20 protein-coding genes, 1 rRNA gene and 1 riboswitch are annotated in these 22,857 nt (G+C 69.7%); of the genes, 15 read left to right on the top strand and 6 right to left on the bottom strand.

Annotation, left to right across the window (positions count from 1 at the left end; genetic code table 11):
• From rrf to ACZ55A_RS28665, 11 genes are all read left to right on the top strand, one after another.
• Nucleotides 1-87, top strand: a 5S ribosomal RNA gene (gene rrf, locus ACZ55A_RS28715); the annotation flags it as partial.
• Between the two features lie 155 nt (nucleotides 88-242).
• Nucleotides 243-851 (top strand): CDP-alcohol phosphatidyltransferase family protein, encoded by a 609-nt coding sequence (locus ACZ55A_RS28710; RefSeq protein ID WP_468845884.1) that lies wholly within the window; start codon nucleotides 243-245, stop codon nucleotides 849-851.
• A gap of 121 nt (nucleotides 852-972) precedes the next feature.
• On the top strand, nucleotides 973-3,468 hold the full coding sequence (locus ACZ55A_RS28705; RefSeq protein WP_468845881.1) for a sugar phosphate nucleotidyltransferase: 2,496 nt from the start codon (nucleotides 973-975) through the stop codon (nucleotides 3,466-3,468).
• A 75-nt stretch (nucleotides 3,469-3,543) separates the two neighbouring features.
• Nucleotides 3,544-4,476 carry a DUF881 domain-containing protein gene (locus tag ACZ55A_RS28700; protein WP_468845878.1) on the top strand — a complete coding sequence of 311 codons (933 nt, stop codon included), beginning with the start codon at nucleotides 3,544-3,546 and terminating at the stop codon, nucleotides 4,474-4,476.
• Nucleotides 4,473-4,805 carry a small basic family protein gene (locus tag ACZ55A_RS28695; RefSeq protein ID WP_003984969.1) on the top strand — a complete coding sequence of 111 codons (333 nt, stop codon included), beginning with the start codon at nucleotides 4,473-4,475 and terminating at the stop codon, nucleotides 4,803-4,805. Before ACZ55A_RS28700 ends, ACZ55A_RS28695 begins: the two co-directional genes overlap by 4 nt.
• Before the next feature lie 5 nt (nucleotides 4,806-4,810).
• A complete protein-coding gene (locus ACZ55A_RS28690; RefSeq protein WP_468845875.1) occupies nucleotides 4,811-5,788 on the top strand; it encodes a DUF881 domain-containing protein in 978 nt (325 codons plus the stop codon).
• Between the two features lie 130 nt (nucleotides 5,789-5,918).
• Entirely contained in the window at nucleotides 5,919-6,743 is an 825-nt protein-coding gene (locus ACZ55A_RS28685; RefSeq protein ID WP_468845873.1) for an FHA domain-containing protein, read from the top strand.
• A gap of 17 nt (nucleotides 6,744-6,760) precedes the next feature.
• Nucleotides 6,761-7,507, top strand: a complete 747-nt coding sequence (gene ftsR / locus ACZ55A_RS28680) for a transcriptional regulator FtsR (protein ID WP_468845870.1) — start codon at nucleotides 6,761-6,763, stop codon at nucleotides 7,505-7,507.
• Nucleotides 7,508-7,563: 56 nt separating this feature from the next.
• Nucleotides 7,564-8,037 (top strand): bifunctional nuclease family protein, encoded by a 474-nt coding sequence (locus tag ACZ55A_RS28675; RefSeq protein WP_006606439.1) that lies wholly within the window; start codon nucleotides 7,564-7,566, stop codon nucleotides 8,035-8,037.
• 196 nt (nucleotides 8,038-8,233) lie between these two features.
• Nucleotides 8,234-8,839: a MerR family transcriptional regulator gene (locus ACZ55A_RS28670; RefSeq protein WP_468845867.1), complete on the top strand. Its 606-nt coding sequence runs from the start codon at nucleotides 8,234-8,236 to the stop codon at nucleotides 8,837-8,839.
• Between the two features lie 67 nt (nucleotides 8,840-8,906).
• Nucleotides 8,907-10,379 (top strand): DNA polymerase IV, encoded by a 1,473-nt coding sequence (locus ACZ55A_RS28665; RefSeq protein ID WP_468845864.1) that lies wholly within the window; start codon nucleotides 8,907-8,909, stop codon nucleotides 10,377-10,379.
• On the opposite strand, the gene ACZ55A_RS28660 is transcribed toward ACZ55A_RS28665, so the two are convergent.
• Complete coding sequence (locus ACZ55A_RS28660; protein ID WP_468845862.1) at nucleotides 10,268-10,672, bottom strand: PRC-barrel domain-containing protein; 405 nt, start codon at nucleotides 10,670-10,672, stop codon at nucleotides 10,268-10,270. The two genes, ACZ55A_RS28665 and ACZ55A_RS28660, sit on opposite strands and share 112 nt — an antisense overlap.
• Nucleotides 10,673-10,786: 114 nt before the next feature.
• A riboswitch (glycine riboswitch) is annotated at nucleotides 10,787-10,884 on the top strand.
• Between the two features lie 187 nt (nucleotides 10,885-11,071).
• Between ACZ55A_RS28660 and gcvP the strand changes: the two genes are divergently transcribed.
• Nucleotides 11,072-13,957, top strand: a complete 2,886-nt coding sequence (gene gcvP / locus ACZ55A_RS28655) for an aminomethyl-transferring glycine dehydrogenase (RefSeq protein WP_468845859.1) — start codon at nucleotides 11,072-11,074, stop codon at nucleotides 13,955-13,957.
• 102 nt (nucleotides 13,958-14,059) lie between these two features.
• Here gcvP and ACZ55A_RS28650 read toward each other — a convergent pair whose 3' ends face one another.
• On the bottom strand, nucleotides 14,060-14,254 hold the full coding sequence (locus tag ACZ55A_RS28650; RefSeq protein ID WP_182496663.1) for a DUF5999 family protein: 195 nt from the start codon (nucleotides 14,252-14,254) through the stop codon (nucleotides 14,060-14,062).
• Nucleotides 14,255-14,593: 339 nt separating this feature from the next.
• Nucleotides 14,594-15,181, bottom strand: a complete 588-nt coding sequence (locus tag ACZ55A_RS28645; protein WP_468845857.1) for a hypothetical protein — start codon at nucleotides 15,179-15,181, stop codon at nucleotides 14,594-14,596.
• A 567-nt stretch (nucleotides 15,182-15,748) separates the two neighbouring features.
• Between ACZ55A_RS28645 and ACZ55A_RS28640 the strand changes: the two genes are divergently transcribed.
• Nucleotides 15,749-17,302 carry a glutamate-cysteine ligase family protein gene (locus tag ACZ55A_RS28640; RefSeq protein ID WP_468845854.1) on the top strand — a complete coding sequence of 518 codons (1,554 nt, stop codon included), beginning with the start codon at nucleotides 15,749-15,751 and terminating at the stop codon, nucleotides 17,300-17,302.
• Nucleotides 17,303-17,331: 29 nt separating this feature from the next.
• Here the strand turns inward: ACZ55A_RS28640 and ACZ55A_RS28635 are convergent, their stop codons facing one another.
• Nucleotides 17,332-19,119 carry a substrate-binding and VWA domain-containing protein gene (locus ACZ55A_RS28635; RefSeq protein WP_468845852.1) on the bottom strand — a complete coding sequence of 596 codons (1,788 nt, stop codon included), beginning with the start codon at nucleotides 19,117-19,119 and terminating at the stop codon, nucleotides 17,332-17,334.
• Between the two features lie 230 nt (nucleotides 19,120-19,349).
• On the opposite strand from ACZ55A_RS28635, the gene ACZ55A_RS28630 reads away from it, so the two are divergent.
• On the top strand, nucleotides 19,350-20,171 hold the full coding sequence (locus ACZ55A_RS28630) for a CPBP family intramembrane glutamic endopeptidase (RefSeq protein WP_468845849.1): 822 nt from the start codon (nucleotides 19,350-19,352) through the stop codon (nucleotides 20,169-20,171).
• 277 nt (nucleotides 20,172-20,448) lie between these two features.
• Here the strand turns inward: ACZ55A_RS28630 and ACZ55A_RS28625 are convergent, their stop codons facing one another.
• Nucleotides 20,449-21,270, bottom strand: coding sequence for a PhzF family phenazine biosynthesis protein (locus ACZ55A_RS28625; protein WP_468845847.1), 822 nt, complete (start codon nucleotides 21,268-21,270; stop codon nucleotides 20,449-20,451).
• A gap of 132 nt (nucleotides 21,271-21,402) precedes the next feature.
• Nucleotides 21,403-21,828, bottom strand: coding sequence for a DUF6234 family protein (locus tag ACZ55A_RS28620; protein WP_468845844.1), 426 nt, complete (start codon nucleotides 21,826-21,828; stop codon nucleotides 21,403-21,405).
• 445 nt (nucleotides 21,829-22,273) lie between these two features.
• On the opposite strand from ACZ55A_RS28620, the gene ACZ55A_RS28615 reads away from it, so the two are divergent.
• A complete protein-coding gene (locus ACZ55A_RS28615) occupies nucleotides 22,274-22,684 on the top strand; it encodes a RidA family protein (protein WP_468845841.1) in 411 nt (136 codons plus the stop codon).
• Nucleotides 22,685-22,857: the final 173 nt, after the last annotated feature.

Genomic DNA, 22,857 nt, shown 5'->3' with positions numbered 1-22,857 from the left:
GGTTACATTCCGAACCCGGAAGCTAAGCCTTTCAGCGCCGATGGTACTGCAGGGGGGACCCTGTGGGAGAGTAGGACGCCGCCGAACAAATTTTGGGAAGAGCCCCACACCGAATGGTGTGGGGCTCTTCTGCGTTCCGGAGCGGATGGTGGGGGATCTTGGGACCCGCGGGAGGGCCCGGCCAACCGGGCAGGTAAGGTCAGGGAGCATCATTGGCACATTTCCCACAGGAGGCCCCCGCGGTGGAGGTCCAGGAGACGCGGGTCCAGACGGATCGCGTCCTCACCATCCCGAATATCCTGAGCATGGCTCGCCTCGTTGGCGTGCCCGTGTTCCTGTGGCTGGTCCTGTGGCCGGAATTCGGTGGTCCGCAGGCTGATCACTGGGCGCTGCTGGTCCTCGCGCTGAGTGGCGTCAGCGACTACCTGGACGGCAAGCTCGCCCGGCGCTGGAACCAGGTCAGCAGCCTGGGGCGGATCCTCGACCCGGCGGCCGACCGTCTCTACATCCTGTCCACCCTCGTCGGTCTGACCTGGCGCGAGATCCTTCCGCTCTGGCTCACCGCGGCCCTGCTCGCGCGGGAACTGATGCTGCTCATCGCGGTGGGATTCCTCGCCCGTCACGGATACGGCCCTCCCCAGGTGAACTTCCTGGGCAAAGCGGCTACGTTCAACTTGATGTATGCCTTCCCGTTGCTGCTCCTGAGCGACGGAAGTAGCTGGCTTCACACGCTCGCTGCTATTTTCGGATGGGCGTTCGCAGGATGGGGTACAGCGCTGTACTGGTGGGCAGGGATCCTCTACGTGGTCCAGGTCCGCCGGCTCATCAAGGCGGACACCACAGCCGACTGAGCTCTGCGAACCGGCAGATTATGCCGAGGCCCGGCGCCCGTACGTGAGCACAGGAACAGTGGGCGACCTGGACAAGTGAAGTCGGCAAGACCGTCGTCTGTTAGAGGAGGACGCTTCCGACATGAAGGCCGTTGTGATGGCCGGCGGCGAAGGAACACGCCTTCGCCCCATGACTTCCAGCATGCCCAAGCCACTTCTCCCGGTCGCCAACAGGCCGATCATGGAGCACGTACTACGGCTGCTGAAACGTCATGGGCTCACTGAGACCGTCGTGACAGTGCAATTCCTTGCCTCGCTCGTCAAGAACTACTTCGGCGACGGGGAAGAGCTCGGAATGGAGCTCACCTACGCCCATGAGGAAAAGCCACTCGGCACCGCGGGAAGCGTGAAGAATGCCGAGGATGCCCTCAAGGACGATGCCTTCCTCGTAATTTCCGGTGACGCCCTCACCGACTTCGACCTCACCGATCTGATCCGGTTCCACAAGGAAAAGGGCGCCCTCGTCACGGTGTGCCTGACGCGGGTGCCCAATCCGCTGGAGTTCGGCATCACCATCGTCGACGAGTCCGGCCGGGTCGAACGCTTCCTCGAAAAGCCGACTTGGGGTCAGGTCTTCTCGGACACCGTCAACACCGGTATCTATGTGATGGAGCCGGAGGTCTTCGACTACTTCGAGCCCGATGTCTCGGTCGACTGGTCCGGCGATGTCTTTCCGAAGCTCATGAAGGAAGGCAAGCCGATCTACGGCTATGTCGCCGAAGGCTACTGGGAGGACGTCGGAACCCACGAGAGCTATGTGAAGGCCCAGGCCGATGTGCTCGAAGGCAAGGTCGACGTAGAAATCGACGGCTTCGAGATCTCGCCGGGCGTCTGGGTCGCAGAGGGGGCCGAGGTCCATCCCGACGCGGAGCTGCGCGGGCCGCTGTACATCGGCGACTACGCCAAGGTCGAGGCGGGTGCGGAGATTCGGGAGCACACCGTCGTCGGCTCCAACGTCGTCGTCAAGAGCGGTGCGTTCCTGCATCGGGCCGTGGTCCACGACAACGTCTATCTCGGGCCGCAGAGCAATCTGCGCGGCTGTGTGATCGGCAAGAACACCGACATCATGCGGGCGGTCCGGATCGAGGACGGAGCGGTTATCGGCGATGAATGCCTCATCGGCGAGGAGTCGATCGTCCAGGGCAATGTGCGGATCTATCCGTTCAAGACGATCGAGGCCGGTGCATTCGTCAACACCTCGGTGATCTGGGAGTCCCGAGGGCAGGCGCGTCTGTTCGGTGCCCGCGGGGTGTCCGGGATCCTGAATGTCGAGATCACCCCGGAGCTCGCCGTACGGCTGGCGGGCGCGTACGCCACCACGCTCAAGAAGGGTTCGACGGTCACCACCGCGCGCGACCACTCCCGCGGCGCGCGGGCGCTCAAACGCGCGGTGATCTCCGCCCTTCAGGCCAGCGCCATCGACGTACGCGACCTGGAGAACGTCCCGCTGCCGGTCGCCCGGCAGCAGACCGCCCGCGGCAGCGCAGGCGGCATCATGGTCCGCACCACCCCCGGTGTGCCGGACTCCGTCGACATCATGTTCTTCGACGAGCGGGGCGCCGACCTCTCACAGGCCGGGCAGCGCAAGCTCGACCGGGTCTATGCCCGGCAGGAGTACCGTCGTGCCTTCCCCGGCGAGATCGGTGACCTGGTCTTCCCGGCGAGCGTCTTCGACTCGTACACCGGCTCGCTGCTGCGGGCGGTGGACACCACGGGCATCGGTGAGTCGGGGCTCAAGGTCGTCGTGGACGCCTCGAACGGAAGCGCCGGCCTGGTTCTGCCCAGCTTGCTCGGGCGGCTCGGTGTCGACTCGCTGACCATCAACCCCGGCCTCGACGAGTCCCGGCCCACCGAGACCGCCGACGCCCGGCGCGCCGGGCTCGTCCGGCTCGGCGAGATCGTGGCCTCGGCCCGGGCCGCCTTCGGGGTGCGCTTCGACCCCGTGGGCGAGCGGCTCTCCCTGGTGGACGAGCGGGGCCGGATCATCGAGGACGACCGTGCGCTGCTGGTCATGCTGGATCTGGTCGCCGCCGAGCGGCGCACCGGCCGGGTGGCGCTCCCGGTGACCACGACCCGGATCGCCGAGCAGGTGGCGGCGTACCACGGCACTCAGGTGGAGTGGACGACGACCTCGCCGGACGATCTGACCCGGGTGGGCCGGGAGGACGGCACGGTCTTCGGCGGTGACGGCATGGGCGGCTTCATCATCCCGGAGTTCAGCAGCGTCTTCGACGGCGCGGCCGCGTTCGTCCGGCTGATCGGTCTGGTGGCCCGCACCCAGCTCACCCTCAGCCAGATCGATGCCCGGATCCCGCGGGCGCACGTGGTGCGCCGTGACCTGGCCACCCCCTGGGCGGTCAAGGGACTGGTCATGCGGCATGTCGTGGAGGCGGCCGGCGACCGGGACGTGGACACCACCGACGGCGTACGGGTCGTGGAGGCCGACGGGCGCTGGGTCCTGGTGCTGCCAGACCCGGCGGAGGCGGTCACCCATCTGTGGGCGGAGGGGCCGGACGACGCCTCCGCCCAGCAGCTGCTGGACGAATGGGCGGCCGTGGTCGACAGCGCAGGACGCTGACGGAGTCCCCACCGGCGGGCCGCTGACCGGCACGCCGGTGGGGCCATTGGGAGACTGCGCTGCCGACGTGCGACGATGTGCGGCATGTCGCAGCAGCGCCCCGATCGGAGCACCCCGAACCCGCAGGCCGCGCGCCCCGATGCGTCCATGTCGCTGCTGACCAATGTGATGGATCACAGCCTCGACGACGGGTACGCGGAGGCCGCGGCACGCAAGTCCGAAGCGGGCGTGCGTGGTCTCCCGCGTACCCTGCGCGCGAAGTTGGGCCTGGCAGCGGGTCTGGTGCTGGCCGCGCTCGTGGTGACCGTAGGGGCGGCGCAGGCGCGGATATCGGCACCGACGCTGGCCAAGGAGCGCGAAGAGCTGATCAACCGCATCCAGAAGGGCACCGGCGAGGCGGACAGGCAGCAGCAGCGGGTCGACACGCTGCGGGACGACGTAAGCCGGATGCAGCGCGAGGCGCTGAAGAAGCACGGCGGGGACAAGGCCGAACTGCTGGCGCTGCTGTCGGGTTCGACGCAGGTCACCGGGCCCGGCGTGAAACTCGTCGTGGACGATGCCAAGGGCGCGGCGTCCAGCGGCGGCGGACCGCGTGAGAGCAGTGGTTTCTCGGACACCGGCCGGGTACGTGACCGGGACATGCAGCGTGTGGTCAACGGCCTGTGGGAGTCCGGTGCGGAGGCCGTCTCCGTCAATGGGCAGCGGCTTACGTCACTCTCGGCGATCAGAGCGGCCGGAGACGCCATACTGGTCGACAACAAGCCGCTGGTACCGCCCTATACGGTGCTGGCGGTGGGGGACGGGCAGCGGCTGAGCACCGCGTTCCAGGACAGCGCCGATGGTCAGTATCTGCATGTGCTGCAGGAGAACTACGGCGTACGCACCAGGATTTCCGCCGAGAGCGAGGTCACGCTGCCGCCCGCGCCGAGTTTGATCGTACGTACCGCAAAGCCGCAGGCCGGTCCCGCCAAGTCGGGCGGCGCCGACACAGGGAAGGGCACATCGTGATCGCCGTACTGGGCCTCATCGTGGGAGTCGTGGTCGGACTTGTCGTCCGACCCGTGGTGCCGACGGTGGTCGAGCCCTACTTGCCGATCGCTGTCGTCGCGGCGCTGGACGCCGTGTTCGGCGGTCTGCGCGCGATGCTGGACGGCATCTTCGACGACAAGGTCTTCGTGGTCTCCTTCCTGTCGAACGTGGTCGTCGCCGCGCTGATCGTCTTCCTCGGCGACAAGTTGGGCGTCGGCGCCCAACTCTCCACCGGCGTCGTCGTGGTGCTGGGCATCCGTATCTTCTCCAACGCCGCCGCGATCCGCCGGCACGTATTCAGGGCGTGAGGCGGATGGCAACGGACGAGACCCCGGAGCCCGACGAGAAGCCGGAGCAGGACAAGAGGCCGGAGCCGGAGCGGCCGGAGCCGGAGCGTGGCCCCGTCGGCCGGCGGCCGATGCCGCCGGAGCGCCCGAACACCCCGGAACGAGGACGGCCCGCGGACGGGCCCGAAGCCCAGGAACCGGACAGTGCTGGACAGAAGCCGGGTAAAGGGGCAGACTCCTCGGCCCCGGACGCCGTCGCCGACGACGGGAATGAGGAGCGCCCGAAGACCGGTCGTGAGCGGCTGGCGGCAAGCCTGTGGCCGCCGCGGCTGACCCGGGCTCAACTGATCGTTGCGCTGCTGCTGTTCATTCTCGGCCTCGGCCTGGCGATTCAGGTACGTTCCACAAGTGACAGCAGCGCGCTGCGGGGTGCGCGTCAGGAGGACCTGGTGCGCATTCTGGACGAACTGGACAATCGCTCCCAGCGGTTGACGGACGAACAGCGGCGCCTGGAAGGGCAGAAGACCGAGCTGGAGAACAGCTCGGACCAGGCCGAGGAGGCCCGTAAGCAGACCGTGGAGAAGGAACAGCAGCTGGGCGTGCTGGCCGGGACCGTCGCGGCGCAAGGCCCCGGCATAAACCTGACCATCGACGATCCGACGCACTCCGTGGAGGCGGACAAGCTGCTGGACACCATCCAGGAGCTGCGGGCGGCCGGTGCCGAGGCCATTCAGGTCAACGACGTCCGGGTGGTCGCGAGCACCTACCTCTCGGATGTCCGGGGCGGGGTGGAGATCGACGGCAAGCGCGTCACGCAGCCGTACCGCTTCAAGGTCATCGGCAAGCCGGAGGATCTGGAACCGGCGCTGAACATCCCTGGCGGAGTGGTCCAGACACTGGAAAAGGAGCAGGCCAAGGTGTCTGTGACCCGGGAACAGAAGATCATTGTGGACGCCTTGCGGGAGGCGAAGCGGCCTGACTACGCTCGGTCGTCTTCGCAGTGAGGCGTAGCGGAATGTCGAGTGCCCTGGGAGGGCATGAGGTAGCGGGGGGTCGACGCACCGTGCGTGTGGTGTGTGGTGGAAACTGTCTGAAGGCCACGGACGTTCACAGGATGTCCGGACTGGCCGGTGTGTGCATCGAGGGTTCGTCCTGCCCCACGGGCGGGTCTATTTCGTTCAAGGGGAATCGCCCGTGAAGTTGTTTGGAAAGCTGTTCGGCAAGAGCGCACGCCAGGAGGGCGGCAGCGGCTCTGCGCGGCACCGTGCGCCGCGTCAGCCTGAGGAGAACGGTGCGGCGGGGGAGCGTCCGCTCTTCCGCGACGAGGTCGGGGGGCACGGCGCCGGATCTGTTGACCCCTCCGGGGCCGGCCGCATAGGTTCCCAGGAACCATCAACCTCACGCACGGGTGGAGGTTCGGCCTTGCCGGTTTGTACGCGCTGTGGACACCGGAACGCCGAGGCGAGCCGGTTCTGCTCCAACTGTGGTGCGCCGCTGCGCCCGGGCGCCCAGCCCGAGCGGGCGTCCGAGACGACCTCGACGATCTCCATCTCGGGGCTGGAGGCCTACGACTCGGAGACGACGGGCCAGAACCTGTCGCCGTCGCTGTCCCCGGAGGCCCAGGCGGCCGTCGACGCCCTTCCGCTGGGTTCCGCGCTCCTGGTCGTCCGTCGGGGTCCGAACTCGGGCAGCCGCTTCCTCCTGGACGGCGAGCTGACGACCGCGGGCCGGCACCCGCAGGGCGACATCTTCCTCGACGACGTGACGGTCTCGCGCCGCCACGTGGAGTTCCGTCGTGGCCCGGACGGTCTCTTCACCGTCTCCGACGTCGGCAGCCTGAACGGCACCTACGTCAACCGTGAGCGGATCGACTCCGTCGTCCTCGCCAACGGCGACGAGGTCCAGATCGGCAAGTACCGCCTGGTCTTCTACGCGAGCCAGCGAGGCGCCGGTATCTGACCGGTCAGGGAAGGTATATGCGCGATACACCGAAAGGCGGTGCCGGTTTTGCCGGCACCGCCTCCTCGGACGGCAAGCCGGTGAGCATCGGCACGGTGCTCAACGCGCTGCGCGAGGAGTTCCCCGAGGTCACCATCTCCAAGATCCGCTTCCTGGAGGCGGAGGGGCTGGTCGAGCCGAAGCGCACGCCTTCCGGGTACCGCAAATTCACGCCGGCCGACATCGAGCGGCTGGCGAGCGTCCTGCGGATGCAGCGGGACCACTATCTGCCGCTGAAGGTCATCCGGGAGTATCTGGACGCCCTGGAGCGCGGTGAGCAGGTACAACTGCCCGCTCCGGCCGCGCCCTCCCGGGATCTGGTCGAGGGCGTGACCGACCCCGGCGAGGACCGCCCGACGGCCGCCCGGATCGGCCGGGCCGAGCTGCTGGCCGCCGCCGAGGTGGACGAGGCGGCGCTCGCCGACTGGGAGTCGTACGGACTCATCGTCCCCCATGCGGACGGTGGATACGACATCGAGGCGGTCACCATCGCCAAACTCGTCGCGGACCTGGGCCGTTTCGGTCTGGAGCCGCGGCATCTGCGTGCCGTGAAGGCGGCTGCCGAGCGTGAGGCCGGCTTGGTCGAACAGGTCGTTGCACCCCTTCGGAGGCACCGTAATCCGCAGACCAGGGCCCATGCCGAGGCCACCGCCAAGGAGCTGGCGACGCTGTCCGTACGGCTGCATGCGGCGCTGGTGCAGAGCGCTCTGCGGGTCCGGCCGTAGTGAGCAAATGAGTGCCCGACTACCCAAACCTGCCGGGCACGTCCTAGGGTTGCTGTGTGAACGAGCTCGACGTCGTGGGTGTCCGGGTGGAAATGCCTTCCAGCCAACCGATCGTGCTCCTGCGGGAGGTGGGAGGCGACCGTTACCTGCCCATTTGGATCGGGCCGGGGGAGGCCACCGCCATCGCCTTTGCCCAGCAGGGCATGGTCCCTGCCAGGCCGCTGACGCACGACCTCTTCAAGGATGTGCTCGAAGCGGTGGGCCAGGAGCTGACGCAGGTCCGGATCACGGACCTGCGCGAGGGGGTTTTCTATGCCGAACTGGTCTTCGCCAGCGGGGTGGAGGTCAGTGCGCGTCCGTCCGACGCCATAGCGCTGGCGCTGCGCACCGGAACGCCGATCTTCGGTACGGATGGTGTGCTGGACGACGCGGGGATCGCCATCCCGGACGAGCAGGAGGACGAGGTGGAGAAGTTCCGCGAGTTCCTCGACCAGATCTCGCCCGAGGACTTCGGCACCAACAGCCAGTGATCCGGTGACTCCGGCCGGGCGAAGGGGCTGATTCCGGCCAAACTATTTAGCCATTCCCCGCGCGAGGTCACGAGAAACCACTCGTAGGGTGATTATCACTCGGCGTGGCGAGCGCGGCGATCGTTGACGCACCCCCAGTGACTGCATACCGTCGATATGGCAGGTCCCGTCCGGGACGTGGAGGACGGAGGGCGGCGTGGCAATCACCGGCGACGGTACGGCGGCGGAAGGGGCGTTGCCGCTCCACGCGGGCGCGACGGCGAACCATGCCCCGGCACCCGCCGCGGCGGTGTCGGGGGACTGCGAGGCCCAGAACATCGGCTATCGCGGCCCGACCGCCTGTGCGGCAGCGGGCATCACCTACCGGCAGCTCGACTACTGGGCCCGTACGGGCCTGGTCGAGCCCAGCATCCGGCCGGCATACGGCTCGGGCACCCAGCGGCTCTACAGCTTCCGGGACGTCGTCGTCCTGAAGATCGTCAAGCGGCTGCTGGACACCGGGGTGTCGCTACAGAACATCCGCACCGCCGTCCAGCACCTGCGTGCGCGGGGGCTGGCGGATCTGACGCGGATGACGCTGATGAGCGATGGCGCCACGGTCTACGAGTGCACCTCGCCCGACCAGGTCGTCGATCTGCTCCAGGGCGGTCAGGGCGTCTTCGGCATCGCGGTCGGCGTGGTCTGGCGGGACGTGGAGGGCGCGCTGTCACAGCTCCACGGGGAGCGCGTGGACACCGGCGAGACACTGGTCGGGAAGAACCCGCACGACGAGCTGGCGCGGCGGCGCAACCGGGCTGGCTGAGCCTCCGTACCCGGTCACCGGCCCGGCATCGGGTCGATTGTCAGTGCCATGCGGCAGCATCGGAGATGTGAGAGCCGCGCCGACGATTCTGCATCTGGACATGGATGCGTTCTACGCGGCCGCCGAGCAGGCGGCCAAGCCGAGCCTGCGCGGCAAGCCGGTCGTGGTCGGCGGGATCGGTCCGCGGGGGGTCGTCGCCACGGCGTCGTACGAGGCCCGGGTCTTCGGGATCCGCTCCGCGATGCCCACGGCCCAGGCGCGCCGGCTGTGCCCCAACGCCGCCTACCTCAGTCCCCGCTTCACCCTCTACCGCCAGGTGAGTGAACGCGTGATGGAGCTGCTGCACGAGCTGTCGCCGCTCGTGGAGCCGCTGAGCCTGGACGAGGCCTTCGTGGACCTGGAGGCGGGCGGGGTGCCGACGGAGACGGAAGCCGTACGGGCCGTGGGGGAGCAGCTGCGGCGCGACATCCGGTCGCAAACGGGCCTGACGGGTTCGGTGGGACTGGCCGGCGCCAAGATGCTCGCGAAGATCGCCTCGGAGGCGGCCAAGCCGAACGGCCTGGTGGTGATCGAGCCGGGCACCGAGCGAGAGCTGCTGGGGCCGATGCCGGTACGGACACTGCCCGGGGTGGGCCCCGCGACGGCCGAGACGCTGCGCCGGGCCGGGATCCACACCGTCGCGGAGACCGCGGAGGCCGGTGAGGCGGAGCTGGTGCGGCTGCTGGGCAAGGCTCATGGCGCGGGGCTGTATGCGATGGCGCTGGGCCAGGACGACCGTCCCGTGGTGGCCGAGCGGGATGCCAAGTCCATCTCGGTGGAGGACACCTTCGAGGTCGATCTGACCGACCGGACGCGGGTGCGCACCGAGGTGCTGCGGCTGGCCGACCGCTGCGTCCACCGGCTGCGCGAGGCGGGGCGCTCAGGGCGCACGGTGGTCATCAAGGTCCGCAACTACGACTTCTCGACGCTGACCCGCTCCGACACGCTGCGCGGGCCCACCGACGATCCCGCGGTCATCCGGGAGGCCGCGGTCCGCCTGCTGGATCTGGTGGACACCACAGGCGGCGTGCGGCTGCTGGGCGTGGGCATCAGCGGGCTGGCCGACTTCACCCAGGAGGATCTCTTCGCGCAGCTGGCGACGGAGCGGGAGGCCGAGGAGCTGGCGAAGGCCGCACCGGAGCCCGCCGGGGAGGACGCCGGCGGCGGTGAGCGCGAGGAGGAGCGGCCGCGGCGCTGGCACCCGGGGCTCGACGTGGTGCACGACGAGTACGGCGCCGGCTGGGTGCAGGGGAGCGGGGTGGGCAGAGTGACCGTACGCTTCGAGACGCCGTGGTCCGCACCGGGGAGGGTGCGGACCTTTGCCGTCGAGGACCCGGCGCTGCGGCCGGGTGAACCACTGCCGCTGGTGGGCGGAGGGCCGGAAGGCGCTCAGTCGTCCGAGCCGGCGATCTTGCCGAAGTCCTTGTCGTCGGCGCCGCCCGAGTTGCCGGAGGACACCGAGCCGGTGTCCGGTTCCGGCGAGGAGATATCCAGCCGGTAGTGGTGGTAGAGCTGAAGCTCCTGCTCGGGGGAGAGATGGCGGCCCACGCCGAAGTCAGGGGCGTCCTTGATCAGCTTGCGGTCGTAGGGGATGTGCAGGCCCTCACCGACCATTTTGCTGGGCTCCAGGGGAACGAACGCATCCCGGCCGAAGAGTCCGGTGCGTACGGCCGCCCACTCCGGTTCCCCCGTGGCGTCGTCGAGGTAGACCTCGTCGATCGTGCCTATTTTCGCGCCGTTACGGTCGAACGCTTTGCGGCCGATCAGGCTCCGGGGATCGATATCGGTTTGCACGGCCCCTCCAATTGGTCGCAACTGCCCTGTGACAACTACCAAACGGCACATTTCATGCCCTGGCCACTCGAAGGATCCTGCGAGTGGTGCGCTGGTAGGCTGGCCAATGGCCGCAGACCCCATGCGGGAGAGTCCTTTGTCGTTCGCGACCAGGGCGCCGAAGGAGCAAATCCTCCCCGGAATCTCTCAGGCACACGTACCGCATGGACGAGGTCACTCTGGAAAGCAGGGCGGGCCACGGAAGGCACAGCACCGGGACCCCTCCTCACCGACGGTGAAAGCCGGTCCGCCTTGTGCGGCCCGGTGAAGCTCTCAGGTTGAGATGACAGAGGGGGAGGCCGTCCGGGCACCCGCGCCGTGGTGCCCCTCGTAGGTCGTACGACCAGGAGGCCCCCGCAGATGACCACCAATCGCATCTCCTTGACCGAGCTTGAACGCGGCATCCCCTTCGAGCACCGGCACATCGGCCCCGACCACGAGGCGCAGGCCAAGATGCTCGCGCACGTCGGTTTCGGGTCGCTGGACGAGCTCACCGCCACCGCGGTCCCCGACGTGATCAAGAGCGCGGAGGCGCTCGGCCTGCCGCAGGCGCGTACCGAGGCCGAGGTCCTCCAGGAGCTGCACGGCCTGGCGGAGCGCAACCAGGTGCTGTCGTCCATGATCGGCCTGGGCTACTACGGCACGTTCACCCCGCCGGTGATCCTGCGCAACGTCATGGAGAACCCGGCCTGGTACACCGCGTACACCCCCTACCAGCCGGAGATCTCGCAGGGCCGCCTGGAGGCGCTGCTGAACTTCCAGACGGTGGTGGCCGACCTCACCGGCCTGCCGACCTCCGGCGCCTCCCTGCTGGACGAGGGCACCGCCGCCGCCGAGGCGATGTCGCTGGCCCGCCGGGTCGGCAAGGTCAAGCAGGGCGTCTTCCTGGTCGACGCCGACTGTCTGCCGCAGACCATCGCCGTGATCGAGACCCGCGCCGAGCCGACCGGCGTCGAGGTCGTCGTCGCGGACCTGTCCGACGGCATCCCCGCCGAGATCGCCGAGCGTGGCGTCTTCGGCGTGCTGCTCCAGTACCCTGGCGCCTCCGGCGCGGTGCGCGACCCGCGTGCCGTCATCGAGCAGGCCCATGAGCTGGGCGCGATCGTCACCGTGGCCGCCGATCTGCTCGCCCTGACGCTGCTGACCTCGCCCGGCGAGCTCGGCGCGGACATCGCCGTCGGCACCACCCAGCGCTTCGGCGTCCCGATGGGCTTCGGCGGACCGCACGCCGGCTTCATGGCCGTACGCGAGCAGTTCGCCCGCAGCCTGCCCGGCCGCCTGGTGGGCGTCTCCGTCGACGCCGACGGCAACAAGGCCTACCGTCTCGCGCTCCAGACCCGTGAGCAGCACATCCGCCGTGAGAAGGCCACCAGCAACATCTGCACCGCGCAGGTGCTGCTCGCCGTCATGGCCGGCATGTACGCCGTCTACCACGGTCCCGAGGGCCTGCGGACCATCGCCCGGCGCACCCACCGCTACGCCACGGTGCTCGCCGAGGGCCTGCGGGCCGGCGGCGTGGAGATCGTCCACGACGCGTACTTCGACACCCTGACCGCCCGGGTGCCCGGCCGGGCCGCCGAGGTCGTCGCCGCCGCCCGCGAGGCCGGTATCAACCTCCGGCAGGTCGACGCCGACCTGGTCGGCATCGCCTGCGACGAGACCACCGGACGCGCGCAGCTGGCCGGCGTCTGGAGCGCCTTCGGCGTGCAGGGCGATGTCGAGCAGCTGGACGCGACCGCCGCCGACACGCTGCCGCAGACGCTGCTGCGCAGCGACGACTACCTCGCCCACCCGGTCTTCCACCAGTACCGCTCCGAGACCGCGATGCTGCGCTACCTGCGCACCCTCGCGGACAAGGACTACGCACTGGACCGGGGCATGATCCCGCTCGGCTCCTGCACCATGAAGCTGAACGCCACCACCGAGATGGAGCCGGTCACCTGGCCCGCGTTCGGCCAGCTGCACCCCTTCGCACCGGCCGACCAGGCCGAGGGCTACCTCACGCTGATCCAGGAGCTGGAGGAGCGGCTGGCCACCGTCACCGGCTACGACAAGGTCTCCATCCAGCCGAACGCCGGATCGCAGGGCGAGCTGGCCGGTCTGCTGGCCGTCCGCGCCTACCACCGCGCCAACGGTGACGAGCAGCGCACCGTCTGCCTGATCCCCTCTTCGGCGCACGGCACCAACGCCGCCAGCGCCGTGATGGCCGGGATGAAGGTCGTCGTCGTCAAGACCGGCGAGGACGGCGAGGTCGACGCCGACGATCTGCACGCCAAGATCGAGAAGCACCGTGACGAGCTCGCGGTCCTGATGGTCACCTACCCGTCCACGCACGGCGTGTTCGAGGAGCACATCACCCAGATCTGCGCCGCGGTGCACGAGGCCGGCGGCCAGGTCTACGTGGACGGCGCCAACCTCAACGCGCTGGTCGGCCTCGCCGAGCCCGGCAAGTTCGGCGGCGATGTCTCGCACCTGAACCTGCACAAGACCTTCTGCATCCCGCACGGCGGCGGCGGCCCCGGTGTCGGCCCGGTCGGCGTACGCGCCCACCTGGCGCCGTACCTGCCCAACCACCCGTTGCAGCCCGCAGCGGGCCCCGAGACGGGCGTCGGACCGATCTCCGCGGCTCCGTGGGGCTCGGCCGGCATCCTGCCGATCTCCTGGGCGTACGTCCGCCTCATGGGCGGGGAAGGCCTCAAGCGCGCCACCCAGGTGGCGGTACTGAGCGCCAACTACATCGCCAAGCGCCTGGAACCGCACTACCCCGTGCTCTACACCGGCCCCGGCGGCCTGGTCGCGCACGAGTGCATCATCGACGTCCGGCCGCTGACCAAGGCGACCGGCGTGAGCATCGACGATGTCGCCAAGCGGCTCATCGACTACGGCTTCCACGCGCCGACGATGTCCTTCCCGGTGGCCGGCACGCTGATGATCGAGCCGACCGAGAGTGAGGACCTGGACGAGCTGGACCGGTTCTGCGACGCGATGATCGCCATCCGCGCGGAGATCGAGAAGGTCGGCTCGGGGGAGTGGGACAAGGACGACAACCCGCTGCGCAACGCCCCGCACACCGCGGCGTCGCTCGGCGGCGACTGGACCCACCCCTACAGCCGGGAGGAGGCCGTCTTCCCGGCCGGTGTCGAGGCGGCGGAGAAGTACTGGCCGCCGGTGCGCCGGATCGACGGCGCCTTCGGTGACCGTAACCTCGTCTGCTCCTGCCCGCCGCTGGACGAGTACGACAACTGAGCAGCACTGACCCGTCCGGGCACCATTGACCCGTCCGGGCAACATCAAGGGCCCTCGGCAGATCTGCCGGGGGCCCTGTGGTACGTGCCGGACGCTCGCGGATCAGGCCGCTGCGGTGGCCCGGGTCCGGTGCGGGGCGATGACCTGCCCGTCCGGCAGCAGCTCACCGGTGTCCTCGAAGAGCAGGACGCCGTTGCAGAGCAGGCTCCAGCCCTGCTCCGGGTGGTGCGCCACAAGGTGTGCAGCCTCCCGGTCGGTGGAGTCTGCTGACGGGCAGGGCGGTTGGTGCTGACACATGGAAGTTGTCTTTCGCTGCGGTGTGGTGAACGTCGTGCGGCTCGACGAGGTGGTCATGGCCGCTCCCCCGTTTCATCGGTCGGTTCCAGTGTTGCCCTACGGACGGGATTCCGCAGGGATTTCGCAGCAGCGGTACTCACTCGATATCGACGCGTCACCCGTGCGGGCGGTTGCTTCCAATTGCACTCCTTCCCAAAGGGGTTGGGAGTGGTATCCGCGGGCTAGGCCGGGCGGGTGAGGGCGGCAGAGCGCCCCGCGGCCGGAAGGGGCCGCGGGGCACGCTCTTGCGGGCCGGGATGCGCCGTGCGGGCGTACGGGGTATGCCGCCGGCGCGCCGGGTCAGGCCGGTTCGCGCAGCAGTGGGGCGGGGGAGAGGCGCAGGGTGAGCCGGGGGAGCAGGTCGGCGACGCGGTGCGGGCGGTGGGCGGCGATCCCCGGCGGGGCGGGCGCCAGCGGCACCAGCAGATCACCGGGCGCGGGCATCCCCTCGGCGCCGTCGGCGTCGAGGTCGTGATGCAGCCAGAGGGTGAGCATGTACAGCTCGGGCACGGACAGCAGCCGCGGCTGACAGGGCACGCTCAGCGCCTCGGCCTGTGCCAGCGCCTGCTCGGTCGAGGCGACGTAGGGGCCGCCGCAGAAGCGGGCGAAGGTCCAGCCGTCCGCGGTGAGCATCGCCTCGGCGGTCGCCACCGCCCGCTCCCCGCCGCGGACCAGAAAGCTCCAGCCGGCCAGCCGGGTCTGCGGGGTGCCACCGGCCCTGCTGATGTCGTCCCACACGTGGAAGGGCAGCGGGTGGTCGGGGCTGAGCGGGCCCTGATGGGCGCGCAGCGCGGGGACGGGGGCCTCACGGACGGCGGTCGGCGAGCCGAGGGCGGTCAGAACGCTGCGCAGGGCGGGCGCAGGGGTGGGGGAGACATGCAGCGGCATGGTGGGTCGCCTCTCACTTCGGAGACACGGTGGAGCGTGGCAGGTGCAAACGACGCTGTTTGCGGGCGGGGCCAGAGCGTGGCCGGCGGGGGGCGGCGGCCCGGCGCGGGTCAGGGCTTGCCCCCAGCACCGGTGAGATCACCGCGGCACTGGGCGCCAACTCTCTGCCTCGTCACCGGAGTTTATACGACGTATGTTCTGAAAGTGTTTCGGCTACCTGTCTTGCGGATTTCCGGCAAGGCGGAATCCAGACCCGTGCCCGAGGTGTTTTCCGCCGCTTTGTGCAGCGCTTTCGTCTTGCCACCTCGTAATGTCTTGCCGGTGCGGTAGGCCAGATCTCGCCGGTGTTTCTCACGAGTGAAATGCGGACGGCGATCGCCGCTCAGATATGCCCACGGCAGATGCCGGACGCTGCACCACTTCGAGCCTATCGGTACCGGCACGCCCCTGAGGCGTTATCGATCAGATTGCCGGGGCATCATCGACCGTAGCGCGAGCCCCGGCGTGCCGGGGACGGCCCCAAACAGCCCGTGGTCGCGGGCCGTTCACTCGAGGAGGGACCCTTCGATGGGGGAGAAGGTCGCCGCGGACGGGATCGACCTGGCGGACCGGGAGCGTTATCGAAGAAAGCTCCACGAGTGTCTTGAGAGCCTTCAGCGGCTGCTGACGGAGAAGCGGTTCGACCGGCCACGGAATCTCATGGGCCTGGAGATCGAACTCAATCTGGCCGGCGCCGACGGGCTGCCCCGCATGATGAACTCACAGGTTCTCGAGCGCATCGCCAGCCGCGATTTCCAGACCGAACTCGCCCAGTGCAATCTGGAAGTCAACATCCTGCCGCACCGATTGTCCGGACGCGTCCTCGACCAGCTCGCCGAGGAGCTTCGTACCGGACTCGGCTATGCCGAAAGGAAAGCCCGCGAGGTCGCCGCGCGGATCGTCATGATCGGCATTCTGCCGACCCTGCACGCCACCGATCTCACCGCCGCCAGCCTCTCCGAGAACGACCGCTATGTGCTGCTCAACGACCAGATGCGGGCGGCCCGGGGTGAGGACTTCGCACTCGACATCCAGGGCGTCGAGCACCTGATCTCCCGCTCGCCCTCGATCGCACCGGAGGCCGCCTGTACCTCGGTCCAGCTGCACCTCCAGGTGACGCCCGGCCGGTTCGCCGCTGTCTGGAACGCGGCCCAGGCCATTGCCGCGGTACAGGTGGCGGTCGGCGCCAATTCGCCGTTCCTCTTCGGCCGTGAGCTGTGGCGCGAGTCGCGGCCGCCGGTCTTCCAGCAGGCCACCGATACGCGTTCGCCCGAGCTACAGGCACAGGGCGTCCGCCCCCGCACCTGGTTCGGCGAGCGCTGGATCGATTCTGCATACGACCTCTTCGAGGAGAACGTGCGCTACTTCCCGCCACTGCTGCCGGTGTGCGGCCCGCAGGAGCCCCTACGGGTCCTCGAGGAGGGCGGGGTGCCCGACCTCGCCGAACTGGTGCTGCACAACGGCACGGTCTACCGCTGGAACCGCCCCGTGTACGCGGTCACCGACGGCGTCGCCCACCTCAGGGTCGAGAACCGGGTGCTGCCGGCCGGCCCCACCGTCGACGATGTCATCGCCAACACCGCCTTCTACTACGGACTGGTACGGACGCTGGCCGAAGAGCCGCGCCCCATCTGGACGCGGCTCCCGTTCGCCGCAGCGGCCCGTAACTTCGACAACGCCTGCCGGCACGGCATCGACGCCACCCTGCACTGGCCCCGCTCCGGGCGGGCCGGCGGGCTCGACGAGATCCCCGTCGTACGGCTCGTACGCAGGGAGCTGCTGCCGCTGGCCGCGCGCGGACTGGATGCCTGGGGCGTGGAACCGGCCGACCGCGACCACTATCTGTCCCTCATCGAGGAGCGCTGCCGGCGCCGGGTGAACGGTGCGTCCTGGCAGGCCGCGGCCTTCCACCACGCCCTGCGGCAGGGCCTGGACCGGCACTCCGCGCTCGCCGCGATGACCCGGCGCTACAGCGAGCTGATGCATACCGGGCGGCCGGTGCACACCTGGCCGGTGGCCTGGCCGGTCGGCGGACGGACCGCCGTACCGGAGCCGAGGCAGGCGGCGGCCGGAGGAGCGTAGCCAGCGCCTTCGGACCCCGGGGCGGCCGCTCAGCGTGGCCCCTTGCTGCCCGCCGCCGTGAGGGCCTTGAGCATCACCTGGTGGATCTGTGCGGGGTCGCTGACGCGGTGCACCGAGCCGCCGGTCGGTGCCACGATGCGGTCCAGCGCCGAAGTATCGGCCGCCGGACCGAGTGCGAGGGCGATCAGCGGCACCGGCCGCTTCGGATCGGACAGCTTCGCCAGCTTGACGACCAGGGCGTCCAGACCGATGCCGCCGGGGTCGTCGTTGGCACCGTCGGTGACCAGGACCAGCGCATTGAACTTCCCGCTCTCGTACGTGGCGCAGGCCTTCTCGTACGCGGCGAGCGTGGTGTCGTGCAGGCCGGTGGCGCCATGGGGCACCGGGGCCAGCGAACCGAACGCGGCGGCGAGCGCATCGCGGTGGATGCTGCCGTCCTTGTCGCGGTCGCCGAGGCGTGCGGTGGGGGACAGCTCCACATAGTCCTTGTCGCCGTCCAGGAGGGTGGCGAATTTCCACAGCCCGATCTCGTCCTCGGGCGTGAACGTGGCCAGTGCCTGGAGGAGGGAGTTCCTGGCGAGGTCCATACGGGACCGCCCGCCGCGATCCTCGACCGGACTGGCCATGGACTCCGAGGTGTCCACGACCGTGGTGAGCCGGGCGCGCTGCTCCGTGAGCGTCCAGATCCCCAGCAGGGCCCGGAGCTCTTCGGCCGACGGCGGATCGGTGGCTGCGGCGGAGTACGGCTGGGGGTCGCGTCCGCCGGCCGCCGCCAGCACCTTCGGGGCGGCCGCGCCCTCGGCGGCCCGGAAACCGTGGTCGCGCAGCGTACGCTGACCGGCGCGCTCGCCGAGCAGTGTCAGGTACCGGTTGGCGGCGCGGGTCTGCTCGGGGCTCAGCTCGTCGTCGTCGACCAGTGTGTACGGATAGTCGAGCCGGGCGGTGCCGTCCTTCGGGTAGAACAGATCGAGCTCCGGGCCGCCGTCCGCAGCGCGGTTGTGGGCGTAGGCAGCCTGTTCGGACAGCAGCAGCGCCTGATTGCGGCGCGGATTGCCCTGCTCGGCACCGGAGCCGTCATGCGGCAGCGTGGCCGCCACCGCCCCGTCGCCGTCGGCGACCCGCTGGTGGAGGAGCTTCGCGGTGGCCGCGGTGCGCGCGTCGGCAGCGTCGCCGTCCTCGGCGTCCTCTTCGTTGGCGGCGCTGATACGGGCCAGGGCGAGCAGCCCGGTGGCGCTGCGCGCCGGATCGGCGACTCCGAGGCGCAGCTTGCCGCCGGACGTCGCGGCCTCGGTCAGCTCGGACCAGGTGTAGGCCTTGTCCGGCCAGCCCAGCGCCTTGGCCGCCCTGGGGACGGCGGCCAGCGCGATCGGGGACGTGGCGAGGGTGCCGGCCGAGGTCAGCGGGGTGCCGCGCTCCGCGCGGACCCGGTCCACCCACAGGCTCGAATCCGGTATCCAGACCTGGAATTCGGGGTCGACCGGGCGCTGCCCGAAGGCGTCGGCGAGCTCCTGGGAGGCGCGCCGGGTGACCCTGACGTCCAGGCATCTGCCGTCGGTGCGCGTCGCCTCCTCGCGGGCCTTCTTGGCCACCGCCTCCAGTGCGGGGGCTATATCGGGGGAGGCGGCCACATCCAGCCGTACCGAAGCGCCGTCGCACGGCTGCCCCAAGGGGAGCAGACCGCTGCCCAGCACCACCACCGAGCCCGTGGCGACGGCGAGGACAAGGCCCGTGGCGAGGACGACGGTGCGGCGACGTGTGCCGGGGCGGGACCCCGTGCGCGGGGGTGCGGAGCCGTCGGGCAAGCTGTGTCGTCCCATTGCGGTAGCGCCTCTCCTTCTTGGAGCTCGACCGGGATCCGTCGCAAACGGCGGGATTCGCCGGGAAACGGGATTAGAGGGGGAGAGGGGAGAAGCGCCACGTGGATGGTGCCTGTCCCCGGCCTGTCGCGCGCGATCTTCGTACGTGCTGCCGAGACCCTAGCGGGACGGTGGTGGCGAAGCGACGGTAATGCGGAAGTGGAGGAAGCGTGCAGTCGGATACAAGTCCCGTGGCCGATCCGGACGTTCCGGGCCAGGGGCCTGGCGCGGGGGCAGGAGGGGGTGCGTCCGAGGAACCGTCCCAGGGCGTCCTGCGCAGTGAGACGCTGATCGTGCTGGCGCTCTCGGTGGGTGCCAGCGCACTGTCGGCGCTCATCAGCTTCATCGGGTCGGTGACCAAGCCCGGGGGCCTCAAGCACCAGGCGGCGACGCTCAACGCCTCCCATGCGCCCGGCCGGCCGTGGCTCGATCTCGCCTGGCAGCTGTTCGGGATCGCGACCGCGCTGGTGCCCGTGGCGCTGGTGGCACATCTGTTGTTGCGCGAACGGGCCGGGGGGCTGCGGGCCGTCGGTTTCGACCGGCGGCGGCCCGGCTTCGACCTGAGCCGCGGGGCGGGGGTCGCGGCCGTGATAGGCGGCAGCGGACTGCTGCTCTATCTGGGGGCGCGGGCGGCCGGATTCAATCTGACGGTGGTTCCCGAGGCGCTGCCCGAGGTGTGGTGGAAGCTCCCGGTGCTGATCGCCTCAGCGGTGCAGAACGCCGTCCTGGAGGAGGTCATCGTCGTCGGGTATCTGCTGCGCAGACTGGGGCAGTTGGGCTGGGCGCCGATGGCGGCGCTCGCGGCCAGCTCGCTGCTGCGCGGCTCCTACCACCTCTACCAGGGCCTCGGCGGTTTCGTCGGCAACATGGTGATGGGCGTGATCTTCGTCCTGCTTTACCGGCGGTGGGGCCGGGTCGGCCCGCTGGTCGCCGCGCACGCCTTGATAGACACCGTGGCGTTCGTGGGGTACGCGCTGTTGGCGGGGCAGGTGGGGTGGCTGCCTACGGGGTGAGGTGAGGTGGGGGTGTTGGTCTTTGGGGGCGGCGGGTGTGGCCGCGCGAGGCGGCGGGCGCTCCCCCCGCCCCCTCCCCCTCCTCCCCCTTCGGGGGAGGGGGCGGGGGTGGGTTCGGGGGTGGGGGGAGACGCGAGGTGTTGCGCACGAGGCGGTCCGGTGCGGCGAGGGCTGGTCAGCCGCGCCGCCGCTGGGGCCACTGCGGGCGTGGTGGCGGGACCGGCCGGTTCTCGGGCCCGGCCGGTGGTCAGCGGCTCACGTCGAGGCCCATGACCGTTCAGACGCTGGCCAGCAGCTCGCCATCGATGACCGTGACCGCCGAGCCGGTCAGCAAAGTTCGTTCGCCGCGCAGCTCGGTCCGTACGTAGCCGGTACGTGCGGCGCCCTGGAGACCGACCAGTGAGTCGCGGCCCAGGCGCGCCGACCAGAACGGGGCGAGCGCGGTGTGCGCACTGCCCGTTACCGGGTCCTCGTCGATGCCCACCGCAGGGAAGAAGCAGCGCGAGACGAAGTCATAGCCGCTGTCGGGGTCTTGGGCCCGCGCGGTGGTGATCACACCCCTGCCGCCCTGCCCGGCCAGTGCCCTGAGGTCCGGGGCCAGTGACCGTACGGACTTCTCGTCGGCCAGCTCGACCAGCAGATCGCCGACATCGGGGCCGGTGTCGTACGCCGAGACGATCTCGGTGCCCAGCGCGGCGGCGACGACCGGCGGTACCGCAACGGGCGTCAGCGGCGCGGTCGGGAAGTCCATGCTGATCGCCCCACCGTCGTCGGCCGTCGTGGTCAGCACCCCGCTACGGGTGCGGAAGCGGACCGTACCGGTGGCCGTTCCGGTGGTGTGCAGCACATGCGCGGTGGCCAAAGTGGCGTGCCCGCACATATTCACCTCGGCGGTCGGCGTGAGCCAGCGCAGCGCCCAGTCGGCGTCGCCGCCCGCGGGCAGCGGGTGCGCGAAGGCGGTCTCGGAGAGGTTGACCTCGGTGGCGACCTGCTGGAGCCAGGCGGTATCGGGAAACGCGTCGGAGTCGAGGAGCACGACTCCCGCGGGGTTGCCGGTGAACGGACGCGCACTGAAGGCGTCGACGATACGAATCCTCATGACCGCGAGCGTAGAGGTGCCACCAGTCCACCGGCCAAGGCCAATTGCAGGGAATTGGACATGAAGAGTGGTGTGCCGGACGCGGGCGGCATGGGTGGGGGCCGGTGCTGGCGCAGAGTGCGGCCGGCCCGTTCAGTTGCACTTCCCGCTGCCGCTGTAACAGGGCGAGTAGCCGGGTGCGGGGGTGGGCGCCGGAGCCGGGTGCCTGACGTCGTACTCGTGCTGCGCCAGAAGCAGGAACACCGCCAGCGTCCCGGCGGCGAGGAACTGGGAAACCGCCGTCCATGGTGCGCGGAACACGGCCGCCAGTACGAGGAGGACGCCCGCCGCGATCAGGAGCTGCTGAGTCCATGCGAGGGACGCGAGAGACGCTGCGTCGGGGTCGGCCGACGGGCCCGCGGCCCAGTTCTCCATGCCGATGCCGAACATCCCCCACAGGTAGACGAGCGCCTCGCCGCCGAACAGCAGGAAGGCGAGGACGAGGTCCGCGGCGCGCGACGGCTTTCGAGGCCGGGGCCATCTGCGCCGGGCCGCTGGTTCCTGAGGTGAGGTGTGCACGGGCGGAGCATGCCGGGTCCGGAGCGTGCGCGCCTGAGTACGCGTACTCATACGGGCACTTGCCGGAACCGCCGAGCCCTGGACCAACACCGACCGACCGCGGCGGGGGCAAGCCGGCCCAGGGCCGGTCTCGCAGGCGGACTGAGTGTCCTGTCTCAACGAAGTTAGTCGTCCGCACGCTGCTGACCTGCATGGACTGGATTGAGTGAGACACGTGGGCTCGGTTGGTTGAGACAGAATGCAGGCAGTGTCGCTGCGCCGTGTTCGCCGATTGTCCTTGGTCAGTGAATCCAGCCGTTATGTCATCCAACTCAGTCGACTCGTGCGACCGGTCTCAGCTGACAGTCGTGGCGTGGCGGCCCGGCGAAGAAAAGGGAAGGCGGGAACCCAGGGGCCTTGGCAGGATGTCCGCGTTCCACGCCCGATGCGAAAGGACCCGACGATCGTGGCTCGTGCCGTCACTTTGATCCGCTCCGCCTCCCTCTCCGACGTCGCCGAGTACGCCTACGCGGCCACAGCGCCCGCCGAGTCACGCCTGATCTTCCTCGCCGGGGCGTGTCCGCTGAACGATGACGGCTCCACGGCGGCGATCGGGGACTACGCGGGCCAAGCAGCGAAAGCCATCGAGAACACGAAAGCTGCTCTCGCTGCCTCCGGTGCGTCACTCCAGGACGTCATCAGTACACGGGTCCTTGTGGCGTCCGCCCGGCGAGAGGACCTGGTGGCTGCCTGGGAGGTAGTCCGGGACTCGTTCGGCGACCATGACGTCCCCAGCACCCTGATGGGCGTCACCGTGCTCGGCTACCAGGACCAGCTCGTCGAGATCGAGGCCGTCGCCGCCGTTCTCGATTCTTGAGACCCGCTGACGCACCGTGGCGGCCGAACACGGTCGTGGACCGGAAGAGGTTTGGTGGCAACAAGCCTTGCCTCGGCGGCAGTTGTCGCCCTTCGGCTCATGACATGAACCGCCGGTCGACTGGGTTGAATGACACAACGACTGGCTTCAGTGGCAAAGGACACCGATGCCGG

It is taken from the genome of Streptomyces sp. NPDC034111 (assembly GCF_055575375.1).
This window is presented reverse-complemented; position numbering and strand designations above follow the sequence as displayed.

What these genes read in the sequence shown, in the direction of transcription:
- ACZ55A_RS28705 (WP_468845881.1), top strand. Translation starts at nt 973, where the DNA reads ATGAAGGCCGTTGTGATGGCCGGCGGCGAAGGAACACGCCTTCGCCCC.
- ACZ55A_RS28700 (WP_468845878.1), top strand. Translation starts at nt 3,544, where the DNA reads ATGTGCGGCATGTCGCAGCAGCGCCCCGATCGGAGCACCCCGAACCCG.
- ACZ55A_RS28690 (WP_468845875.1), top strand. Translation starts at nt 4,811, where the DNA reads ATGGCAACGGACGAGACCCCGGAGCCCGACGAGAAGCCGGAGCAGGAC.
- ftsR (WP_468845870.1), top strand. Translation starts at nt 6,761, where the DNA reads ATGCGCGATACACCGAAAGGCGGTGCCGGTTTTGCCGGCACCGCCTCC.
- gcvP (WP_468845859.1), top strand. Translation starts at nt 11,072, where the DNA reads ATGACCACCAATCGCATCTCCTTGACCGAGCTTGAACGCGGCATCCCC.
- ACZ55A_RS28650 (WP_182496663.1), bottom strand. Translation starts at nt 14,254, where the DNA reads ATGTGTCAGCACCAACCGCCCTGCCCGTCAGCAGACTCCACCGACCGG.
- ACZ55A_RS28645 (WP_468845857.1), bottom strand. Translation starts at nt 15,181, where the DNA reads ATGCCGCTGCATGTCTCCCCCACCCCTGCGCCCGCCCTGCGCAGCGTT.
- ACZ55A_RS28640 (WP_468845854.1), top strand. Translation starts at nt 15,749, where the DNA reads ATGGGGGAGAAGGTCGCCGCGGACGGGATCGACCTGGCGGACCGGGAG.
- ACZ55A_RS28635 (WP_468845852.1), bottom strand. Translation starts at nt 19,119, where the DNA reads ATGGGACGACACAGCTTGCCCGACGGCTCCGCACCCCCGCGCACGGGG.
- ACZ55A_RS28625 (WP_468845847.1), bottom strand. Translation starts at nt 21,270, where the DNA reads ATGAGGATTCGTATCGTCGACGCCTTCAGTGCGCGTCCGTTCACCGGC.